Here is a 19,259-nt window from a genome sequence, read left to right as displayed (position 1 = left end):
AGTCTAAGGGTTGAGCGGGGGCAAAGACCCGCTCTTTCGTTCTGTTGCGCTTTTCAGTGCGTCTAGGTGTTGCATGGTCGCTTCCCAGTTTTCCTGGCCGTTGCCAGCCGTCGCTGAATACCGCGCCGCACTGATCTTCATCAGACTTCTCTCAAGATCCAAAGAACGCTTGGGATGCGCGCTGCGTGATTTCCAAAGATCCAATGCCTGATAAACCGCAGGCAAATCCCGTGATATTAAAGCGGATCGCAAGGCATCGACGGCATACTTCTCCGATGCCAGATATCTGCGGCGCCGTTCCGTTTTCCAGGTTGCATAGCGCGGGCGCAGAAATCTTCCCAATGTCCACAATGCGAATACAACAATGACAAGGTAAAGAACTGATTTGATGATGGTTTGCGCGTCAGGCGGCTGTCGCCTGGGTGGTGCCAGTGTCAGCTTGGTCGAGGGAAGTGATGCCGTTTCGATCTGACCGGTGTCCAGATTGAACCAGTCGATGGAAACGGCCGACAACTGTGTTTCGCCACCATCTTGGGCGATGTACACGGTTTCTTCGACCCGCTGCCCGGACAGGATGCCCCGGTTCTCTGTTTCCGAAAAGCGGGGTTCCTTGGGATAGGCGCGAAGCAGTTGGCTTTGATCCTGCGGCGTCAGCGCCGGGATTGTCAGGGCCGTGGTGCCAGAGATTTGCGCGCTTATCTCGCGCGTGATGGAATCACCGGCCTGCATATCGGTCGGACCGTCCAGCTTCTGATCAAGAGAGAAACCACTTGCGATGATCAGCGGGTCAAGACCTTGAGCGCCCTCGGGGATCTCAGCGTTCAGCTGTATGGAAGGAAGCGCCACCGAAACCTGAACCGGGTCATTGGACTGCGGATCGGCAAATGTCACGACAACCTCTTGCGCATCATACGCGACCGGCCCTGATGTCAGCGGATACAGGCGATAACTGCGCTGTACTCCGGACCACGTTTCTCCGTCTACCGTTTCGCTTATCGGGCCAGAAGCCCTCTCAGGCAGGCGAACAAGGACATTTTGTTGCTCCAATGATGGGAATACGGGCGGCTGCGGCATGAAGGTCGGTACCAGAACCTTGATGCGGACGATGGCGGGTTGGCCGACGATGACGGCCTCGTTCGGGACGTCCACTGACACCCGAGGTTGATAGGCTGAGTTTTCCTGTGCGGACACGGATAGCGGCAACAACAGGATGAAGACGGCAAGGTATCTCATTCTGTTTGCACCTGAATTTCCAAAAGGAAACGGTTTCTCAGAAAATCCTGCATGTCGGTGTCGATCATACTAATCCACTGGTCGGCGGACAGTGACTGTGGCCCGTCCTTGGGGGCTAGAACCGTGGTGTCACTGCCACGTGCTGCATCGTTGTCAAACACCGTATCATCTGCGCCGATGCCAGCCTCTTCCCCTGTGTCAGACTGTTCACGCGTCGTTTCGACATAGTCCAGGATGGCCTTGGACAGGTCGAGATTATGCTGGGCTTCGGGCCAGTCGGGGCGACGTTCCAAGGCGGTCTCGAACGCCGATATGGCTGGGCGATACTCGCGGTTTTTTATGCGGGCCATACCTTCGGCAAACGCAGCTTCCGGTGTGTCCAGTGTGGAAAACACGGACGACGCCTTTTCATATTGACCATCCCTGAGATAGGCATATCCCTTGTGATATGGGTCTTCGAACATCTCGGCCGCGTCGCCAAATCGTTTTTGGTTCAACGCGATCTGGCCTTGTTGGTCGGGGGTGAAAAACCAGTCTCGCCATCCTTCTGCCCGCGCGCCGGATGAAGGCAACGCAATCAAAGCCAGAAACGCCCAACGAATTACCCAGCCCTTGCGGAACCACAGCAGAGACAACACCGCAGCAGGCCAAGCCAGGATCCAGCCCTTGTCCTGCCAGTCCAGACGATCATCGTCATCCAGCGCAGCACTATAGGCCGATTGAATGCGGCGCATCAGTTGATTGATGTCCCGATCGTCGTCCGAAAACGTGACCACTGAGGCGTTGGGGATGTTGTCCAGCTGCGCGATACGACCACCATCCGGCAACATGGTGAGAAAGAAAATATCAGAAGAAGAGAAGCTTAGCCCCGTTACCTGAGATGGATCAAGGTCGTCCAATACAAACAGCACCGCCCCAGGGCTGTCGCTGTCTTCCAGTATGGACTGAGCCAACGCAAGCGCATCGGCTGCCGCATCGCCATCCTTCGGCATCACCGCAGGCGTCAACCCCTCAAGCAACGGACGAAGTATGTTCGCATCTTCGGTCAAAGGCGCAACCCGGTGCGGCGTTCCTGCATAGGCGATCAAAGCGGTTCGTGCGCCGGCACGTTCTGTGATCAGGTCGGAAATCTTGAACCGAGCCCGATCCAGCCGCGATGGCGCAAGATCCGAGCTTTCCATACTGTCGGTGACTTTGAGAGCGATCACCAACGGGGCCGTGTCCGCGATCAACGGGTTGGGCGCGCGCGACCATGTCGGACCCGAGGCCGCCAATGTGACAAGCGCCGCAATGATCAGCGCAACATCAATGGGCTGGATGCGCCTGTTTTCTTCCTTGCCCAGCAGCAAGGCCTCTGCAAGGTGCGGGGCGATCCCTGATGGCAGTTTGGTGTCTGCCATCGGTCTGGGTCTGATCCGCCACCACAACACAAGGATGGGTATGAGAAGCAGCAGGTAATAGCCTCGGATAAAATGGAAATCAGCCAGATCCATTGTCAGACGGCCCCCTGGTGTCGCTGTGAAAAATGGAACCAGGTCATGCTGACCAAAATGACGATCAACGCGATGAGTAACGGAATATGGGCAAGGCTTTGCTTGGGGCGATAGCTTTGCGTTTCCACCATTCTGGGGTTCAGTGAATCAATGCGTGCATAGGTCTGTTCAAGGGCCGTTGCATCGTCGGCAAAGAAATATTCTCCGCCCGTGCGATCGGCTATGTCCTTCAGTGCCTGAAGATCGACACGGTCTTCGCCCGTGGCATTCGGGTCTCCGACACCAATCGTATACACAACCACGTTCTTTTCCGCAGCAATGGCCGAGGCATTGACGGGTGTCATGCGACTGGACGTATCGGCGCCATCGCTGAGAACAATCATCATGCGCTGGTCAACCTCGCTGGATTCAAAAGTTCGAATGCCAAGCCCGATCGCATCGCCCAAAGCCGTGTTCGGACCCGCCATGCCAACTTGAGTTTGGTCCAGGAACCCATTCAAACTGTTCAGATCTTCCGTGAAGGGCGCTTGAATGAACGCGCGTGTTCCAAAGATGATCAGCGCCATCCTGTCACCATCTCTTTCAGAGATGAACTGCCTGAGAACCTCCTTGACCGCCTCCAACCTTTGCATCGGGGCACCGGATCCGGTCTGGAAGTCGCGCTGATCCATCGAGCCAGAGATATCCAGCGCCAAAACCACATCGCGGGCAGATTTTTCCATCACGACGGGGTCGCCCAGACGTTCCGGACGCGCCAGCGCCAGAACCAGAAGCACCCAGATCAAGGCGGCGCTGGCCGTTTGCAGCCGGGCTCGGGTTCGGATCATTGACCCGGATTGCGGCTCGACGCCCGCCGCCTGGGCCACGCGGCGAAAAAACGGAATGCGAATGGACACGGTTGTTTCCCGCCGCGGCGGAGCAATGGCGTAAACCAGCAGCGGCAGCGGCAAAAGCAGAAACACCCAGGGTGCAGAGAAGGAAAACATCACGTTCCCCGATACCGTTTGTGGGACTTGACCCAATGCCGCGCAAGCTGGGTCAAGGCGCGGTTTGGCGGCAGGTCCTTGTACGGCGCGTCGATCAGTGTTTGCCCGGCCTCTGATAAAAAGGGATTTTCATCAGAGGTTTGCGAAAGGAAATTCAACCAGTCATCCCCGTGAATCCCTGCAACCTGCCTGCGCGGATATGCGACCAACGCGGTGCGGCGAAGGATTTCGGCAACTTTTGCCGACGCTATATCCGGGTCTGCCAGCTCGGCCAGCGCATGGCGGCGATACGCGTTCTCCCGCCTTCGCCGGACCAAAAGAACACTGACCAGTACGACAAGACCAAGCAGTATGACGGCCAGCGCCAGCAACCCCCATGTCTGCGGAAACATCGAAACAGGCGTGGGTTCCGGTGCCGGCTCGAGCATATTCAGCAGATCAACCAGAGATTTCCCTGTCGTGTCGATGCTCATTTCTGCCCCCTGCGATGTCCGAACAGATACAGCAACTGATCCAGGGCAGGTTCCGCGGTCGTCAATGGAACAACCGGAAAACCGTATCGACGGGACCATGTGTGCAGGTGGTCCAACCTGTCTTCCATGGATTTGCGAATTTTGCCGGACAATTTGGGGTCGGCGCTGTCGATTTCGATCTGGTCGCGCCCGTCCGAGACCGTGAGTTTCAGATCGGGCGCCAGCACCTTGGCTGTCTTGTCAGCAATATTGAACACGATCAGATCGTTTGAGACCGCAATGCGGCGCAGCACGGATTCCGATTTTTCGTCAAGCCCGTCGCAGTCGGAAAACAGGCAAACCAGCCCGTTGGTTTGGGGCATACGCGCGGCTTCCGACAACATGTCATTCAAAGTCACGGTTGGTTGCGGGTTCAAGGCAGCATGCAAGGCCGAATTGGCAGCCCCGATGGAAGACAGAAACCGCATGAGCGCCGCCGCGCGGCGCTGCGGCCTGTGTTCAGCAACGCTTGTGTCGTTGAATACCAGACCACCGACACGATCGCCCTGACCAAGAACGCGATGCGCGGTGATTGCGGCAGCTTCGGCTGCGATGACCGATTTCATGTAGACTTCGGTTCCGAAAAACATCGAAACGCGCTGATCGACCAGCAACAGGGCAGGGCGGTCTCGTTCCTCGGTATAGACCCTAACATAGGGCTCACCGGTTCGCGCCGTGACTTTCCAGTCAATTGTTCGGATGTCGTCGCCCGGTTGGTAGTTGCGCAATTCCTCGAAATTCAGGCCGCGTCCGCGCAGGCGTGATGCGTGTCTGCCATTCAGGATCGAGCGGGCAGGCTGACGTGGTAAAAAGCTCAGGGCACGGGAATGCAGTTCCAGACGCAACAGGTGATCCGCATCGACGTGAATGCGGGGATCATCGGGATATGCTGAGGATCGCTGCACCCGGCCAACCCGAACCGTCAGGGCAGCGCGACGAGACGCAGGATTTCCGCGATCACGTCATCTGCCGTTTTGGCGTTACCCTGCGCCTCGAAGCTCAGCGTGATGCGGTGACGGAACACGTCATGTGCAATGGCTCGAATATCCGCAGGGTCCACATAGTCACGCTGGTTCATCCACGCATGCGCCCGACCGCATTTGTCCAATGCCAATGAGGCACGCGGGCTGGCGCCGATTTCGATCCAGCTGGCCAGTTCTTCGCTGAGCGCCGCAGGCGTCCGGGTCGCCTGAACCAGATCGGCCATATAGCGATCCATTGCGTCCGAAACATGGATCTGCCCGATTTCCGAACGCGCTGCAAAAACGGCGTCCTGCGGGATTGTCGGTGGTTGCTCGCTTGACGCGCGTTTCCCGGCGGCGATCTCTTCGCCCCGAACCAGCCGGATCACTTCAACCTCGTCCTCGACCGGCGGATAGGTGATCTGAACATGCATCAGGAACCGGTCCATCTGCGCTTCGGGCAGGGGATAGGTGCCTTCTTGTTCAATGGGGTTCTGGGTTGCCATCACGATGAACAGCGGTTCCATCTTGTGGGTGGTCCCGGAAACCGTGACCTGGCGTTCTTCCATCGCCTCCAGCAAAGCGGCCTGAACCTTGGCCGGTGCCCTGTTGATTTCGTCAGCGAGGACGATATTGGCAAAGATCGGACCGGGTTCGAACCGAAAGGTGCCGCCTTCGTCAGTTTGTTGAAACACCTCGGTTCCCGTCACGTCTGAAGGCAGCAGATCAGGCGTGAACTGGATCCGGCTGAACTCTGCATCCAGATTGCGCGCCATCGCCTTGACTGCACGTGTTTTGGCCAATCCGGGCAGACCTTCGATCAGAAGGTTTCCGTTGGCCAGCATGCCGATCAGCAGTCGGTCGATGACCTCGGTTTGCCCGATGATGGACTGGCCCATGCGGGTTTTGAGATCAAGTATCTGATTAAGTGCATTCATGGGTGGTGGTCCAATCGGTGCCAAGCTGGAAGAAACGAATTGATAACGGAACAGGGGGTAAGCCGGTCAGGAATATCCCGAAATATCGGAATGCTAACAGGCTTTGGCGGACCGATCTACCGTGAATGCCTGGCGGTGAGGTGGCGTAAATCGTTCCTCAGTTCCTGTCGTATGGGCCCAGTGTTTGGCGCGTCGCGCAAACTGTCCAGCCAGTGAGGGTGAGGCGCCTGTCCTTCGGCCCTGCTCCAAGTCAGATCCCGCAGGATTTTCTGGGCACCGACGTCAAGTGTGTCAGGAATTTCGAAATCATTCAGGGTGGCCCAGACGCCGCTCCACAAGCGCCCTACGGACCAGGGATTGTATCCGCCGCCACCCAGAACCAGAAAACGAGGCGAAAGAGGCTTCAGCGCCGCGACTGTTCGCCAATGCGCGTTGTTGGACAGGGTCAAACGCGAAAGCGGGTCCTCGGCCACGGCGTCTGCCCCGCATTGCAGGACAATCGCTTGCGGTTTGAACGCCTCGGTCGCTGGCAGGATCAATTGATCCAGAATGGCGGTGAATTCGTCGTCGTTCAGATGCCTTGGAACAGGCAGGTTGAAGGCCGCGCCACCGGCGTCTTCCTCAAGTTGGCCCGTAAATGGCCATCGCCGCGCTTCATGGACCGAGATCATCCGAACTTTGTCCGACCCGTGAAACGCAAGTTCAACCCCGTCGCAATGATGGGCGTCGATGTCGACATAGACCACGCGATCCAGGCCGGCGTTCAAAAGGGTTTGTATCGCCAGAACCGGATCGTTCAGATAACAAAACCCGTTCGCCCGGTCCGCAAGGCCATGGTGGGTGCCGCCCGCAGGGTTGAAAACGATCCCTCCATCCCGGATCAGCTCGGCGGCCAGCATGGAACCACCGGCGGCGGTTGCCGGCCGGCGGTACATCTCGGCGAAGACCGGGTTCGACAGAGTCCCCAAACCGTATTTATCCCGTGTTTCGTCCGTGACATGCTGATCCGCTTCTGCCTTTTGCAGGGCGGCGATATAGTCCGGCGTATGAAACCCTTCCAATACACCGGGTTTTGCGCAGGGGCTGACGCGGTAGTTCTCGGGTGTCAACCAACCCAGTTCGCGACACAGATCGATGACGGTTGAAACCCGCGGGATGGCCAGCGGGTGTTTTGAACCGTAGGTCGAGTTGCGGTAGATATCGGATCCGATGAACAGGGGGCGCTTCATGACCTAGCTTGCTGCGGCCTGACTGTTATCCTCGCCCAACCTGCCATCCAATGACATCAGTATGGCGACCGGTCGAAGGGCCGGGATGTGGCTGAACACGATCAGGATGCATACGGTCAGAGGAACGCTCAGAAACGCGCCGATCAGACCCCAGACCGTTGTCCAGAAGGTCAGGGCCAGAATGACAAGAAAGGTCGACATGTTCAGGGATCGGCCAAGCATGGCCGGATCCAGGAAATTGCCGATCAGGAATTGGATCGTTCCACATCCCAGCACGATCACCAGGAAGGGAAGGATCGTTTCGAATTGAACAAGCGCGATCATCGCCGGAAAAAACACCGCTATGATCGAACCGATCGAGGGGATGAAATTCAGGGCAAAGGTCAATACGGCCCAGGTTTCCGCGTATTCCAGACCAAGCGAGCGGAAAACCGTATAGCTGATGGTTGCCGTTATCAGGCTGATCAGGGTTTTGACGCCGACATAGCGCTGCAAGCTGACCGAAATCGCATCGAGCATGGTGGAAAACTCCGCTGCGGCGACAGGATTTCCGGCGGCCAGTTGGATCTTTTTCCGAAAGGCAAGCCGTTCGGCCATCAGAAAGGCGACATAAAGGCTGATCAGGAAGAACTGGTTCAACAATGAAGTGGCGCTGCCCAGCAACACGCGTGCGACATAGGACATGTCGATACTGACCAGATTGTCACGAATGAAGGTGGTCACGTCGTTGCCGACCAGCCCCGTTACACGCTCGACCGCACCGTCAAACTGGTTTTCATAGGTGCTGATGGAGCGTGCAAACTGCGTCGCCTGACTGCCCAGCACGTACATGATCATGAACAAACCCGCCAGAACGACGGTCACACCGGCAATATTTGCCAGCCAGACCGGAGCGCGGGTCAGGGCTACGACGCGATCGCTCAGTGCGATGATCAGAACATTGACCAGCAGCGCCATGGCCAGCGGGATCAGGAAGTTCGCACCGGCATAGAGACCCAGTACGATCAGGGTCGCGATGATGCATGTATCCCGGACAACGGACAATCGAAGCTTGGGTCTAACCGTGATGTCTTTTTGATCCGGGGTCATTCGGTATCCTGTGTCCGGCACAAGCAGTGCCCATTTCCCATCCTGCGTGACCCAATCCTGCACGCGAGGTCTTGTTTATGCAATGCGTTCAGGCGTTTGTTGGCCCTCAATCTACAAATAGATTTCCACGACGGGTTCTGTGTTCTATTTCGGCAGGTTAGGGTTGCAGCATGTCCAATGCCGCGAATCCCCTGTTTGGCCGACCTGTTCAGGCACTTTGGCTGTCGATCCGCCGGTTCAGCAGAAAGAACGGTTTCGTCATGAGCAGCCACGTGGCCATGTCGCTGATGATGGCGCTGTTTCCCTTTGTGCTGTTCACCGTGGCGCTGGCAGGGGCGTTATCTCAAGGCTATGTCACCGATGAGTTAATTGACCTGATTTTCGGAGCGTGGCCCAAGGACGTCGCAGATCCGATCGTGGCCGAACTGCGGGCCGTTCTGGCCGGATCCGGCTCGGGTGTCATCACCTTGGGGGGGCTGCTGGCGATTTACTTTGCCTCCAACGGCGTGGCTGCCGTACGTGCAGCCATGAACCAGGCCTACCACGACGAAGACAGTTGGCCTTTCTGGAAAACCCGACTGCTTTGTCTGGTGCTGGTCATTCTGGGCGGGTCGGCCATTCTGATCATTGCAGCGGTCGAGGTGGTTTTGCCGGTCTATACGAAACTGGTGGCTGAACACACGGAAGTTGCCGTGGCCAACTGGTTTTCCGTGGATCGCCTGCGCTGGACGTTCACCGTGGCGGTTCCTGCGGGCACCGTTCTTCTGGCGCATCTTGTGCTGCCGACTCGCAGGCACAGCCTGATGCAGATTTTGCCTGGCGTCTTGTTGACTTTGGTCTTGTGGGCGGCTGGTGGGTGGGCGTTTTCAATTTATATCAGCCAGTTCGCCACCTACAGCGCTACCTATGCTGGATTGGCGGGGGCCATGGCGGCATTGATTTTCCTGTATCTCTATTCGGCGATCCTGATCTTGGGCGCCGAATACAACGGTGCATTGATTGATCTGCAAAAAGCCGCCCAAGGAGATACGGCATGAGATTTGCCCTGATACTGGCCTGCCTTGCAATTGCTGGTGAAGTTCAGGCGCAGACGGCAGAGTATGTGGGTTCAGACCAGTGTACCGACTGTCATCAGCAAGAAGCCGAAGCCTGGGCCGCGTCACACCATGCGCTGGCCTGGACAGACCCCGCTGACGGCGCTGTTGTGGCGGATTTCAACGGTACCCGGTTCGATCATGACGGCATGTCCGTCCAATTCAAAAATGAGGCGGGTAGGTTCACCGCCCGCGTAACGGAAAAAGACGGTGCAACGACGGAATATGACGTACATTCCGTCGTTGGAATCGAACCCTTGCAGCAATACCTTTTCGAGACCGAACCGGGACGGTTGCAAAGTTTCGACGTTGTTTGGGACACAGAACAAAAGCGCTGGTATCACCTGTACCCTGATCAGGACCTGCCGCCCGATGACGGGTTGCATTGGACCGGCCCTTACAAAAACTGGAACGCGCGCTGCGCCGAATGTCATGCCACGGGTTTTGAGAAGAACTACGACCCTCAAACCAGAAGCTACACGTCACAGCAGGTCGAAATTGGGGTCGGGTGCGAGGCCTGCCATGGGCCGGGGTCCGCACACATCGACTGGGTCCGGGAAAAGCGTTCTTCAGATGGCCTGGCCAATGCCGGCTTTCTGTTGAGTTGGGGCAAGGGGCGGACCGAAGAAGAAATACAGCAATGCGCCGGATGTCATTCCCGGCGCGAGGCGCATGGCAACGGAAACCCGGCTCCGGGAACCCCGTATCATGATGCTTATAATCTGGCCGTGCTGCGCCCCGGTTCCTATCATCCCGACGGGCAAATTCTGGATGAGGTCTACGTCTACGGCTCGTTCCTGCAATCCCGGATGTACGCGCAGGGCGTCGGATGCATGAACTGCCACGAACCACACAGCGCAGACTTGAAAGCCGACGGAAACGGGGTTTGCACACAGTGCCACTCGCCTGCCGGAAATCCGGATTTCGCGACCCTTTCCGCAAAGGACTATGACACGCCTGCGCATCACAATCACCCGGAAGACAGCGAAGGCGCCCAGTGCAAAAGCTGCCACATGATCGAGCGGACCTACATGGGTGTCGACGGTCGACGCGATCACAGTTTTCGCATACCGCGACCGGATCTTGGGCTGGGCGTTGATGCCTGCACGGACTGCCATCAAGACCAGGATCAGGCCTGGGCCGCAAGCCAGATAGAGGGCTGGTTTCCGGGATCGCCAAATCGACGCCCGCATTATGGGACAGTTTTCAAAGCCGCGGCCGAAGGGCAGCTCGACACGCCCGAAGGTTTGCTTGCGGTCGCAATGGATGCGTCGCAGCCGGGCATCGTCAGAGCGACCGCCGCGTATCTGTTGCAACCGTTTGGGTCGCCACAGATCGCCGCTGACACAGCGCCGCTTTTGCAGGACGTTGACCCGCTGATACGAGCAAATGCAGCGGCGCTGCAACGTCAGGCCAGCCCGGCAGATCAGGTGCGCAGGCTCGAGCCGTTGTTATCTGATCCTCTGCGAAACGTGCGCATCGCCGCCGCCAAAGAGTTCCTGAGCATACCGCCGCAGGGCTTGACGGCTGAGCAGCGGGCCAAGCTTGGGCAGGGCATGTCGGAATGGCAGCAGGTCATTTCGAACAGGTTGGACGCCCCGGAAACCCATCTTGTTCTGGGGGGCATGGCTTTGACGCTTCGCAACGCGCAGGCGGCGGAACAGGCGTTCAGAGAGGTCGTGACGCTGGACCCGCAGAGGGCAGAGGCGTGGCCGATGCTGGTGCAATTGGCGCAGATCAATCGTGGCCCGGAAGCTGCGCGCGTAGTGCTGCAAGAGGCGCTGGACAGGTTGCCTGATGATCCGAACCTGCTGCAATTGTCGCAACAGTTCGGGCGTTGATCCGGCACATCCGTGCCCGAATTCTTTCATTTTGACGGCAGAATTCCTTGTTACAGCCAAGAACAAAGTGCTGATCCGAGGTGAGCCATGTCCAACGAAGCAACAATGCGGAAGATGCCGGGTTCAAGCTCGGTTTCACTAGCCCAGCGGATCGAAGACCTGCGTAACCGGGAACCATCATACGTGACGCACGGAGATACGCTGATGTTGCAGGGAATGGCTGCCACGTCCTTGCGTGAACAGCGTCTGAGCGGAAATCTTATCCGGCTAGATGATTAAGAGCCGCCTCGAAACCCGGTTGCCACAACGAATTTTTCCGAACTGTCCGAGCGAGACGCCGGCGGTTTGACATTGGCGACTTTCTGGAATTTCTGCTTGAGCAACTTTTGCAGATCGCCCTCAGCCCCCCCAGCCAGAACCTTGGCAACAAAAGTGCCGCCTTCTTCCAGAACGTCAAAGGCGAAATAGGCGGCAGTTTCGCACAGTGCCATGATGCGCAGGTGATCGGTCTGCTTGTGCCCCGAAGATGCCGCCGCCATATCCGACATCACGACGTCTGCCTTGCCGCCCAGCCAGCTTTTGACCTTCTGATCGGCGTCATCTTCCATGAAATCCAGTACGTGGATTTCGGCTCCGGCAATTGGTTCGACCTCTTGCAGGTCGATGCCCAGCACGGTTCCGATCCGTTTGCCTGACTTTTCGCCCAGCGCGTTCACGCGTTTGACCGCCACCTGACACCAGCCGCCGGGCGCACAGCCCAGATCCACAACCCGCGCCCCGGGCACGAGAAAGCGGAATTTGTCGTCCAGTTCCAAAATCTTGTAAGCTGCGCGCCCCCGATAGCCTTCGGATTGCGCACGCTTGACATAGGGATCGTTCAGTTGCCGCTCGAGCCAGCGGGTCGAGCTGAGCTTGCGCCCGCGTGCTGTCTTGACCTTGACCTTCAGGTCGCGCTGCCCGCGGCCCGAATTGTTTTTTCCACTTGGTGTCTTCGCCATCAGAACGGTCCGTCTTCCAATACACCGTCCGCGCTCATCTGTGCGTAAAGCAGACCTTCGCGCAGCCCCCGGTCCGCCACCGAAAGGCGGTCAGTGGGCCAGCAACGGAGCAATGCCTGCAATATGGCCGAGCCGGACATGATGAGGGCTTGCCGGTCTTCACCAATGCGAGGGTCCCGGCGCCGCCCATGAGGGCCGAGTTCTAAATACCCGCGTATGACTTTGTCAATCTGATCGCTGGTCATGCGCAGCCCGTCCACTTTGGTCCGGTCATAGCGCTTGAGGCCCAGGTGCGAGGCCGCAACAGTGGTGACCGTGCCGCTGGTGCCGACGATCTGAAACCCTTCGCGCGCCTGTTCGTCCTTGTAGGGGGCAAAATCGGCAAGGTTTTCCTCGAAAAACCAACTCATCAACGCAAAACGGGCCGCGTCATCCTCGACATCATTGAATTGGTCCCGCAGCGTTGCGACGCCCAGCGGCACGCTGATCCAGTCAACCACCTTGGCCGCTGGAAAAGGGCTGTCGACAGTGTGAAACCCGTGATGCAGCCGCATGATGGCCGCGGGTCGGTCGCGCCGTGGAACGGACGAGATGTCGATCCAGACCAATTCGGTCGAGCCGCCTCCGATATCGACGACCAGCAACTGCTCGGTCTTGGTCGAAACCAGCGGGGCACAGGAAATCACCGCCAGACGGGCTTCTTCCTCGGGCTGAATGATCTCGAGCGTAAGGCCGGTTTCGCGCTTCACCTGCCGGATGAAATCGCGCGAGTTCTTGGCGCGGCGGCACGCCTCGGTCGCGATCAGACGCATCCGTTTGACCTTGTTGCGTTTCAGCTTTTGCTGACAGATTCGCAATGCCTGAACGGTACGCGACATCGACGCCCGCGACAGTCGTCCGGTGCGTTCCAGACCCGCGCCCAACTGCACGGATTTGGAGAAACTGTCGACCACATGGAACCCACTTCCCTTGGGCTGGGCTATCAACATGCGGCAACTATTTGTCCCCAGATCCAGTGCCGCATAAAGAGCATCCGGATCGGGTCTTGCCGGCGCGGGGCTTTCGACCGCTTTCGGGAACGCGCCCGCACCTTTGGGACGCTTGGGCGCCATCTTTACGCCCTCCGATTTTCGAGTTACCCCGACCCTAGGCGGGGGATTGCTGACGTGCAAGTGATTTCAATTTTGAAATTAACGCGCGTGTCACATGCCGTTCACAAAATGATGCGATCTCCATGGGCGAACCCACGTTCGGGTTTATCTATTAGCTCTCAGCCAGATACGGAGACCGCAATGAAAGATGAGCGCATCCTTTCCTTCGACGAATTCGATGAAGTCGTAAATCCGCGCCCAGAAGAATGTGAATTTGATCGCGTTGTCGAACGCGCATTGTCCCGACGCGGTTTTCTGGGCGGCGTTTTGGCGATGGGTAGTTTCACAGCTGTTGGTGGTTCGCTGATTCCTTCAGGGGCTCACGCGGTTTCCAACCGCTTCGCGTTTGAGGCGATTCCCGTGTCGACTGCGGACGAGGTCATTGTTCCGGCTGGATACAAGGCGGATGTTATGGTGCGCTGGGGCGATCCGCTTTGGTCGGACGCGCCAGAGTTCGATCACGCGACCCGTGGTACGGCTGCCAGCCAGGAACGCGCCTTTGGTGACAATACCGATGGTCAGGACATTTTCTTACATGACGGTCACGTTCTGCTGGTTGTAAACAACGAATATACCAATCGTGACATCCTGTGGGGCAACAATCCGGACGCCAAGCCAGCATCCGATGACGACATCGCAAAGGGCATGATGGCGCATGGTGTCACGATCGTGGAAATCGCGAGCACCGATGGCAAGTGGGGCATCGTGAAGGACAGCCCCTATAACCGCCGCGTTACACCGCAGACCGAAATGTCCATTACGGGTCCGGCCGCCGGTCATGACTTGATGAAAACGGCCGCCGATCCGTCCGGAACGACGTGCAAGGGAACATGGAACAATTGCGGAAATGGCGTGACGCCGTGGGGCACTTACCTGGCTTGTGAAGAAAACTTCAATGGCTACTTCTCGGCCGAAGACGAAAATCACGAGGTCAATGCTGATCTGAAACGTTATGGCGTATCGGCCAGCGATTGGGGCTATGGCTGGGCCAAGATCGACGACCGTTTCGACGTCTCGAAAAACCCAAACGAACCGAACCGTGCCGGTTATGTCGTCGAGATCGATCCGACCGATCCGGCATCGACACCGCGCAAGCTGACAGCACTGGGACGCTTCAAGCACGAAAACGCCGAAGTCATAGTGAACAACGACGGTCGTGTCATCGTTTACATGGGCGATGATGAACGCGGCGAGTTTCTTTACCGCTTTGTCTCGGAAGGGGTTTATGCCGCTGGTGTGGATACCAACGCGCTGTTGGAGAAAGGCACACTTTCGGTTGCCAAGTTCAACGACGACGGAACCGGTGAGTGGCTCGATCTGACACCTGAAACCACCGGGCTTGCATCGCAGGCCGAGGTTTGCATCCACACCCGTCAGGCTGGTTCGGCGGTTGGAGCAACCACCATGGATCGTCCCGAGTGGGTTGCGGCTAATCCAAACGCGCCCGAGGTTTACTGTTGCTTGACCAACAACAAGAACCGTGGCGTGAAGCCGAATGCAGGGGGCGACGATACCTCGGCCAACGGCCCGAACCCGAGGGACAAGAACAACTACGGTCAGATCGTTCGCTGGCGCCCGGATGGCGGCGATCATGCTGCGGCTGGCTTTGGCTGGGATCTGTACGTTCTGGCAGGCAATCCCACTGTCCACCAAGACGCCTATGCCGGATCCGAGAACGTGAACGCCGACAATATGTTCAACTCACCCGATGGATTGAAGTTCGACAGCAACGGCTTGCTGTGGATCCAGACCGATGGCAATTATGGCAACGAAGGTGACTTCGCCGGGCAGGGCAACAACCAGATGCTGGCAGGCGACCCTGTCACCGGCGAAATCCGCCGTTTTCTGGTTGGCCCCAACGAATGCGAGGTCACCGGTCTCAGCTGGTCGCCGGACCGTCGTACGATGTTTGTCGGCATTCAGCACCCGGGCGAAGATGGCAACAGCCATTGGCCTGAAGGCGGGGACTCGGTGCCACGCTCGGCCATTATCGCCATTACGCGCGAAGATGGCGGTTTGGTCGGCTAAGGCCATTTGCCCCATCAATTCTTGCCTCGGACGGTTTTTCCCGTCCGGGGTTTTTCTTTTTCATGCAGCGCTTTCATAGAGACAATGAGAATTTTGATATGCGCGTTTTCCCGGAAACTGGGTAAAAGCCACTACACGGCAGTGGGCGCAAAACGTCGTTTGGAAAGCGTCGTGTGTCGAAAATCGACCGACCCAGGCCTACATTGAAGTTTAGAACCGGCCCATCGGGTTAGGAGGAATCACAGCAATGCCTGACGTCACCATCGTGTATTGGCGCGACATTCCCGCTCAGGTCATCGTCGGCAAAGGCCGTCGTGGCGCAAAGCGGCAGTTGGAAGAACGGTTTGAACAAGCAATCGACCGTGCCGCAATGAAGGTGAACGCCAAGGACAGTGATGCCTATCTGGCCGAATGGCGCAAAGCCGAACCTTTCGCGGTCGAAGGCGATCCTGCCGAGATTGCCGAAGCCGAGGCTGTGCGTCTGGAAACGGAATACGATCAGGACCGCGTCAAAGCGCTGATCGCAAATGACGGTTGGGCATGAGCCCCAGACTTTATGGGAGGCCGAAATGGCTTTGCTGAACTTCAAGAAACGTGATGCGGTCGAAAGTGGCCCAGTAAATCCGACCGTCGAAGCCTTTTTGCAAGGCTATTCGATCGAGGTCATGCCGCGTACCGCCGAAAAGGTCGACGATTTCCGCGCGCTGCTGCCCGAGGGGACACGCGTTTACATCGCCCATATCGAGGGCACGCCCATCGAAGACATGGTCAAGACGGCCAAGCGAATTACGGCGGAAGGTTACCCTGTCATGCCGCATTTTCCGGCACGCATCATCAAGGATGCGGCGACGTTGGAAAACTGGATTTCCATGTATCAGGGCGAAGCGGGTGTTGAACAGGCGTTGTTGCTGGCGGGCGGTGTCGCCAACCCGCACGGCGAGTTCGACAGCTCGATGCAGTTGCTCGAAACCGGTCTGTTTGACAAGGCGGGCTTCAAGCGCCTGCACGTGGCGGGCCACCCCGAAGGCAACAAGGACATCGACCCCGACGGTTCGACCAAGAACGTCGATGACGCGTTGCGCTGGAAGCAGAAGTTCAACGAGACCACGGATGCCGAAATGGCGCTGGCAACACAGTTCGCCTTTGACGCCAAGCCGATCATCGCCTGGGCCGACAGCCTGAAGGAAGCGGGCATCGATCTGCCGATCCATATCGGAATCGCGGGTCCGGCCAAGCTGCAAACCCTGATCAAATTCGCCATCGCGTGTGGCGTTGGGCCGTCTCTGAAGGTTCTGCAAAAGCGCGCCATGGATGTCTCCAAGCTGTTGCTGCCCTACGAGCCGACCGATGTCGTGACCGAACTGGCCAACCACAAGGCGGCCAACCCGGATTTCAACATCACCAACGTGCACTTCTTCCCGCTGGGCGGGATCAAGACCAACGCCAACTGGGCGATCAATAACGGCGGCGCTTCGGCAAAGCCTGCAAACTCCTAAGGAACGGACATGACCCGAACAGTCGTAGAATCAAAAACAAAAACAGCCGTCCTGGGCTTTGACGAACCGTTCTGCGTGATCGGTGAGCGGATCAACCCGACCGGCCGTAAGAAACTGGCCGCCGAGCTGGAAGCGGGCGACTTTTCGACCGTTGAAAAGGACGCCTTGGCTCAGGTGGCGGCTGGCGCGACCGTTCTGGATATCAATGCGGGCGTTGTCTACAACTCGAACCCCAACCCGAACGAGACCGAACCACCGCTGATGCGAAAGATCGTCGAGCTGGTGCAGGGTCTGGTTGACGTGCCGCTGTGTATCGACTCGTCGGTTCCGGGCGCGCTGGAAGCCGGCCTTGAGGCCGCAGAAGGCCGCCCACTGCTGAACTCGGTCACCGGCGAAGAAGAACGTCTGGAACTGGTTCTGCCGCTGGTCAAAAAGTACAACGTACCGGTCGTGGCTATCTCGAACGATGACACTGGCATTTCGGAAGACCCCGATGTGCGCTTTGACGTCGCCAAGAAGATCGTCGAGCGCGCTGCCGATTTCGGCATCCCTGCACATGACATCGTGGTTGACCCGCTGGTCATGCCCATCGGTGCGATGGCGACCGCCGGTCAGCAAGTGTTCGCGCTGGTCCGTCGTCTGCGCGAAGAACTGGGTGTGAACACCACCTGCGGTGCGTCCAACATCTCGTTCGGTCTGCCGAACCGTCACGGCATCAACAACGCGTTCCTGCCGATGGCGATGGGTGCGGGCATGACCTCGGCCATCATGAACCCGGTGGCGTTGCCCGTGACGCAGAAGAAGATCGCCGAGAAAAAAGAGGCCGTGGCGGCAGCCGGTATCATCCTGCCTGAAGGCATGGACGATGAAACCTTCGTGCAGATGTTCGGTCTGGGATCGACGAAGCCGCGCGCCGGCAAGGAAATGGAAGCCATCCGCGCGGCAAACCTGCTTACCAACAACGACCCACATGGCGGTGAGTGGATCCGGTTCAACAAAGCACCGGACGAAGCGGGTGCCGCAGGACCCGTAGGTGGACGTCGCGGTGGTGGCCGTCGGCGCCGCGCCTGATCTGAACGACACATACTGCAAAGGCCGGGCTCAGCGCCCGGCCTTTTGCATTTGACCCTGATCAATGTCGAATTTGCAGAAGGTTTCAGAATACCCTGATCCAGGATGCATTGATCAGGTGGCAGCATGAGTAAACATCACCCCCCAAAACTCTCGGATGCGGATCTGACCAGGAAACTGAACAAAAAGGTCTACTTCGATCAGCTGATCGAATTGCAGACACGATTGGCCAGAATTCAGCAAGCTTATCTGTTTCACGGGCTCAAGGGCGTGTTGGTTTTCGAAGGGTGGGACGCTGCCGGAAAAGGGGGGACCATTCGCCGGATCAGTCAGGCCCTGGACCCGCGCAGCTTCAAGGTCTGGCCGATCGGTGCGCCCCGGAACTACTATCTCAACCGGCATTATCTGTTGCGTTTCTGGGAACGCCTGCCGCCTTCGGGTGCGATCTCCGCCTTCGACCGCAGCTGGTACGGCCGGGTTTTGGTTGAGCGGATCGAAAAGCTGACCCCGGAAACACGCTGGCGGGCCGCGTATCAGGAAATCAATGATTTCGAACGAATGCTGGTCGATGACGGGACTCGAATCGTGAAACTGTTCTTCCACATTTCACAGGAAGAGCAGATGCGCCGATTTACTGAGCGGCTGACCAACCCGATGAAACGCTGGAAGCTGACTTATGAAGATTTCAGAAACCGCGAAAAATGGGATGTCGCAGAGGTGGCCGTGGATGAAATGCTGGCACGGACGTCTACAGAAGTTGCCCCTTGGCACGTGATCCCGTCCAACAACAAGAAATATGCGAGGATCACGGCCATGAAGGCCATTGTCGAGGCGTTTTCGGAAGGGGTTGATCTGAACCCCCAGCATCTGGATCGCCGTACTTTGGAAGCGGCAGGCAAGACCTTGGCAGTCGACCAGTCCCTGATCGACAGCCTGCGAGCCCGAACCGAGTAAGAACCCGAAAAAGGTTGGTTGCGATCCGGGTTGAACGTCTGGATGTTCTGGTGTTATTTCATCTGACAAGGCGGGTATGATGTAATGGTAGCCTGTCAGCTTCCCAAGCTGAACGCGCGGGTTCGATTCCCGCTACCCGCTCCAAAAACGGACTGTAAGGCGCTGTTATTTCATCAAAAAAGGT

The 19,259-nt window shown here is 57.8% G+C and carries 18 protein-coding genes and 1 tRNA gene; 9 read left to right on the top strand and 10 right to left on the bottom strand.

Annotated elements, in window-relative coordinates:
• Nucleotides 1–3 precede the first annotated feature (3 nt).
• From FIU92_RS07935 to FIU92_RS07900, 8 genes are all read right to left on the bottom strand, one after another.
• Nucleotides 4–1,233, bottom strand: a complete 1,230-nt coding sequence (locus FIU92_RS07935; protein ID WP_152458058.1) for a BatD family protein — start codon at nt 1,231–1,233, stop codon at nt 4–6.
• The gene (locus FIU92_RS07930) at nt 1,230–2,726 is read right to left on the bottom strand and encodes a VWA domain-containing protein (protein ID WP_152458057.1); all 1,497 of its coding nucleotides are present in this window, start codon (nt 2,724–2,726) and stop codon (nt 1,230–1,232) included. Before FIU92_RS07930 ends, FIU92_RS07935 begins: the two co-directional genes overlap by 4 nt.
• 2 nt (nt 2,727–2,728) lie before the next feature.
• On the bottom strand, nt 2,729–3,712 hold the full coding sequence (locus FIU92_RS07925; RefSeq protein WP_152458056.1) for a VWA domain-containing protein: 984 nt from the start codon (nt 3,710–3,712) through the stop codon (nt 2,729–2,731).
• Nucleotides 3,712–4,185: a DUF4381 domain-containing protein gene (locus FIU92_RS07920; RefSeq protein ID WP_152458055.1), complete on the bottom strand. Its 474-nt coding sequence runs from the start codon at nt 4,183–4,185 to the stop codon at nt 3,712–3,714. The genes FIU92_RS07925 and FIU92_RS07920 overlap by 1 nt, the downstream gene beginning before the upstream one ends.
• A complete protein-coding gene (locus tag FIU92_RS07915) occupies nt 4,182–5,129 on the bottom strand; it encodes a DUF58 domain-containing protein (protein WP_152458054.1) in 948 nt (315 codons plus the stop codon). The genes FIU92_RS07920 and FIU92_RS07915 overlap by 4 nt, the downstream gene beginning before the upstream one ends.
• A 17-nt stretch (nt 5,130–5,146) precedes the next feature.
• The gene (locus FIU92_RS07910) at nt 5,147–6,124 is read right to left on the bottom strand and encodes a MoxR family ATPase (RefSeq protein WP_152458053.1); all 978 of its coding nucleotides are present in this window, start codon (nt 6,122–6,124) and stop codon (nt 5,147–5,149) included.
• Nucleotides 6,125–6,240: 116 nt separating this feature from the next.
• Complete coding sequence (locus tag FIU92_RS07905; protein WP_152458052.1) at nt 6,241–7,353, bottom strand: acetoin utilization protein AcuC; 1,113 nt, start codon at nt 7,351–7,353, stop codon at nt 6,241–6,243.
• 3 nt (nt 7,354–7,356) lie between these two features.
• A complete protein-coding gene (locus FIU92_RS07900) occupies nt 7,357–8,442 on the bottom strand; it encodes an AI-2E family transporter (protein WP_152458051.1) in 1,086 nt (361 codons plus the stop codon).
• Between the two features lie 170 nt (nt 8,443–8,612).
• Here FIU92_RS07900 and FIU92_RS07895 point away from each other — a divergent pair, with 170 nt between their 5' ends.
• The 3 genes from FIU92_RS07895 to FIU92_RS07885 all read left to right on the top strand — a co-directional run bounded on the left by FIU92_RS07895 (nt 8,613) and on the right by FIU92_RS07885 (nt 11,656).
• A complete protein-coding gene (locus FIU92_RS07895) occupies nt 8,613–9,479 on the top strand; it encodes a YihY/virulence factor BrkB family protein (protein WP_152458050.1) in 867 nt (288 codons plus the stop codon).
• Nucleotides 9,476–11,377 carry a multiheme c-type cytochrome gene (locus FIU92_RS07890; RefSeq protein WP_152458049.1) on the top strand — a complete coding sequence of 634 codons (1,902 nt, stop codon included), beginning with the start codon at nt 9,476–9,478 and terminating at the stop codon, nt 11,375–11,377. Before FIU92_RS07895 ends, FIU92_RS07890 begins: the two co-directional genes overlap by 4 nt.
• Before the next feature lie 87 nt (nt 11,378–11,464).
• The gene (locus tag FIU92_RS07885; RefSeq protein ID WP_152458048.1) at nt 11,465–11,656 is read left to right on the top strand and encodes a hypothetical protein; all 192 of its coding nucleotides are present in this window, start codon (nt 11,465–11,467) and stop codon (nt 11,654–11,656) included.
• Here the strand turns inward: FIU92_RS07885 and FIU92_RS07880 are convergent.
• Both FIU92_RS07880 and FIU92_RS07875 read right to left on the bottom strand, forming a co-directional pair.
• The gene (locus FIU92_RS07880) at nt 11,653–12,375 is read right to left on the bottom strand and encodes an RlmE family RNA methyltransferase (RefSeq protein WP_152458047.1); all 723 of its coding nucleotides are present in this window, start codon (nt 12,373–12,375) and stop codon (nt 11,653–11,655) included. The genes FIU92_RS07885 and FIU92_RS07880 overlap by 4 nt on opposite strands.
• On the bottom strand, nt 12,375–13,487 hold the full coding sequence (locus tag FIU92_RS07875) for a Ppx/GppA phosphatase family protein (protein WP_152458046.1): 1,113 nt from the start codon (nt 13,485–13,487) through the stop codon (nt 12,375–12,377). The genes FIU92_RS07880 and FIU92_RS07875 overlap by 1 nt, the downstream gene beginning before the upstream one ends.
• A 180-nt stretch (nt 13,488–13,667) precedes the next feature.
• Between FIU92_RS07875 and FIU92_RS07870 the strand changes: the two genes are divergently transcribed.
• The 6 genes from FIU92_RS07870 to FIU92_RS07845 all read left to right on the top strand — a co-directional run bounded on the left by FIU92_RS07870 (nt 13,668) and on the right by FIU92_RS07845 (nt 19,219).
• Nucleotides 13,668–15,554, top strand: a complete 1,887-nt coding sequence (locus tag FIU92_RS07870) for a PhoX family phosphatase (protein ID WP_152458045.1) — start codon at nt 13,668–13,670, stop codon at nt 15,552–15,554.
• Between the two features lie 247 nt (nt 15,555–15,801).
• Nucleotides 15,802–16,098: a virulence factor gene (locus FIU92_RS07865; protein WP_117868895.1), complete on the top strand. Its 297-nt coding sequence runs from the start codon at nt 15,802–15,804 to the stop codon at nt 16,096–16,098.
• Nucleotides 16,099–16,123: 25 nt separating this feature from the next.
• A complete protein-coding gene (locus tag FIU92_RS07860; RefSeq protein WP_152458044.1) occupies nt 16,124–17,050 on the top strand; it encodes a methylenetetrahydrofolate reductase in 927 nt (308 codons plus the stop codon).
• Between the two features lie 9 nt (nt 17,051–17,059).
• Nucleotides 17,060–18,121, top strand: a complete 1,062-nt coding sequence (locus FIU92_RS07855; protein ID WP_152458043.1) for a methyltetrahydrofolate cobalamin methyltransferase — start codon at nt 17,060–17,062, stop codon at nt 18,119–18,121.
• Between the two features lie 126 nt (nt 18,122–18,247).
• Entirely contained in the window at nt 18,248–19,075 is an 828-nt protein-coding gene (locus FIU92_RS07850; protein WP_152458042.1) for a polyphosphate kinase 2 family protein, read from the top strand.
• A gap of 70 nt (nt 19,076–19,145) precedes the next feature.
• A tRNA-Gly gene (locus tag FIU92_RS07845) sits at nt 19,146–19,219 on the top strand.
• The last annotated feature ends 40 nt before the right edge of the window (nt 19,220–19,259 follow it).

The sequence above is a fragment of the Ruegeria sp. THAF33 genome (genome assembly GCF_009363615.1).
In the GTDB taxonomy this organism is placed as follows: Bacteria; Pseudomonadota; Alphaproteobacteria; order Rhodobacterales; family Rhodobacteraceae; genus Ruegeria.
Note: the sequence above shows the minus strand (reverse complement) of the source record. Positions and strands in the feature narration are given on the sequence as shown.

What these genes read in the sequence shown, in the direction of transcription:
- FIU92_RS07880 (WP_152458047.1), bottom strand. Translation starts at nt 12,375, where the DNA reads ATGGCGAAGACACCAAGTGGAAAAAACAATTCGGGCCGCGGGCAGCGC.
- FIU92_RS07870 (WP_152458045.1), top strand. Translation starts at nt 13,668, where the DNA reads ATGAAAGATGAGCGCATCCTTTCCTTCGACGAATTCGATGAAGTCGTA.
- FIU92_RS07925 (WP_152458056.1), bottom strand. Translation starts at nt 3,712, where the DNA reads ATGTTTTCCTTCTCTGCACCCTGGGTGTTTCTGCTTTTGCCGCTGCCG.
- FIU92_RS07935 (WP_152458058.1), bottom strand. Translation starts at nt 1,233, where the DNA reads ATGAGATACCTTGCCGTCTTCATCCTGTTGTTGCCGCTATCCGTGTCC.
- FIU92_RS07905 (WP_152458052.1), bottom strand. Translation starts at nt 7,353, where the DNA reads ATGAAGCGCCCCCTGTTCATCGGATCCGATATCTACCGCAACTCGACC.
- FIU92_RS07910 (WP_152458053.1), bottom strand. Translation starts at nt 6,124, where the DNA reads ATGAATGCACTTAATCAGATACTTGATCTCAAAACCCGCATGGGCCAG.
- FIU92_RS07865 (WP_117868895.1), top strand. Translation starts at nt 15,802, where the DNA reads ATGCCTGACGTCACCATCGTGTATTGGCGCGACATTCCCGCTCAGGTC.
- FIU92_RS07855 (WP_152458043.1), top strand. Translation starts at nt 17,060, where the DNA reads ATGACCCGAACAGTCGTAGAATCAAAAACAAAAACAGCCGTCCTGGGC.
- FIU92_RS07895 (WP_152458050.1), top strand. Translation starts at nt 8,613, where the DNA reads ATGTCCAATGCCGCGAATCCCCTGTTTGGCCGACCTGTTCAGGCACTT.
- FIU92_RS07930 (WP_152458057.1), bottom strand. Translation starts at nt 2,726, where the DNA reads ATGGATCTGGCTGATTTCCATTTTATCCGAGGCTATTACCTGCTGCTT.
- FIU92_RS07920 (WP_152458055.1), bottom strand. Translation starts at nt 4,185, where the DNA reads ATGAGCATCGACACGACAGGGAAATCTCTGGTTGATCTGCTGAATATG.
- FIU92_RS07860 (WP_152458044.1), top strand. Translation starts at nt 16,124, where the DNA reads ATGGCTTTGCTGAACTTCAAGAAACGTGATGCGGTCGAAAGTGGCCCA.
- FIU92_RS07900 (WP_152458051.1), bottom strand. Translation starts at nt 8,442, where the DNA reads ATGACCCCGGATCAAAAAGACATCACGGTTAGACCCAAGCTTCGATTG.
- FIU92_RS07850 (WP_152458042.1), top strand. Translation starts at nt 18,248, where the DNA reads ATGAGTAAACATCACCCCCCAAAACTCTCGGATGCGGATCTGACCAGG.
- FIU92_RS07890 (WP_152458049.1), top strand. Translation starts at nt 9,476, where the DNA reads ATGAGATTTGCCCTGATACTGGCCTGCCTTGCAATTGCTGGTGAAGTT.
- FIU92_RS07875 (WP_152458046.1), bottom strand. Translation starts at nt 13,487, where the DNA reads ATGGCGCCCAAGCGTCCCAAAGGTGCGGGCGCGTTCCCGAAAGCGGTC.
- FIU92_RS07885 (WP_152458048.1), top strand. Translation starts at nt 11,465, where the DNA reads ATGTCCAACGAAGCAACAATGCGGAAGATGCCGGGTTCAAGCTCGGTT.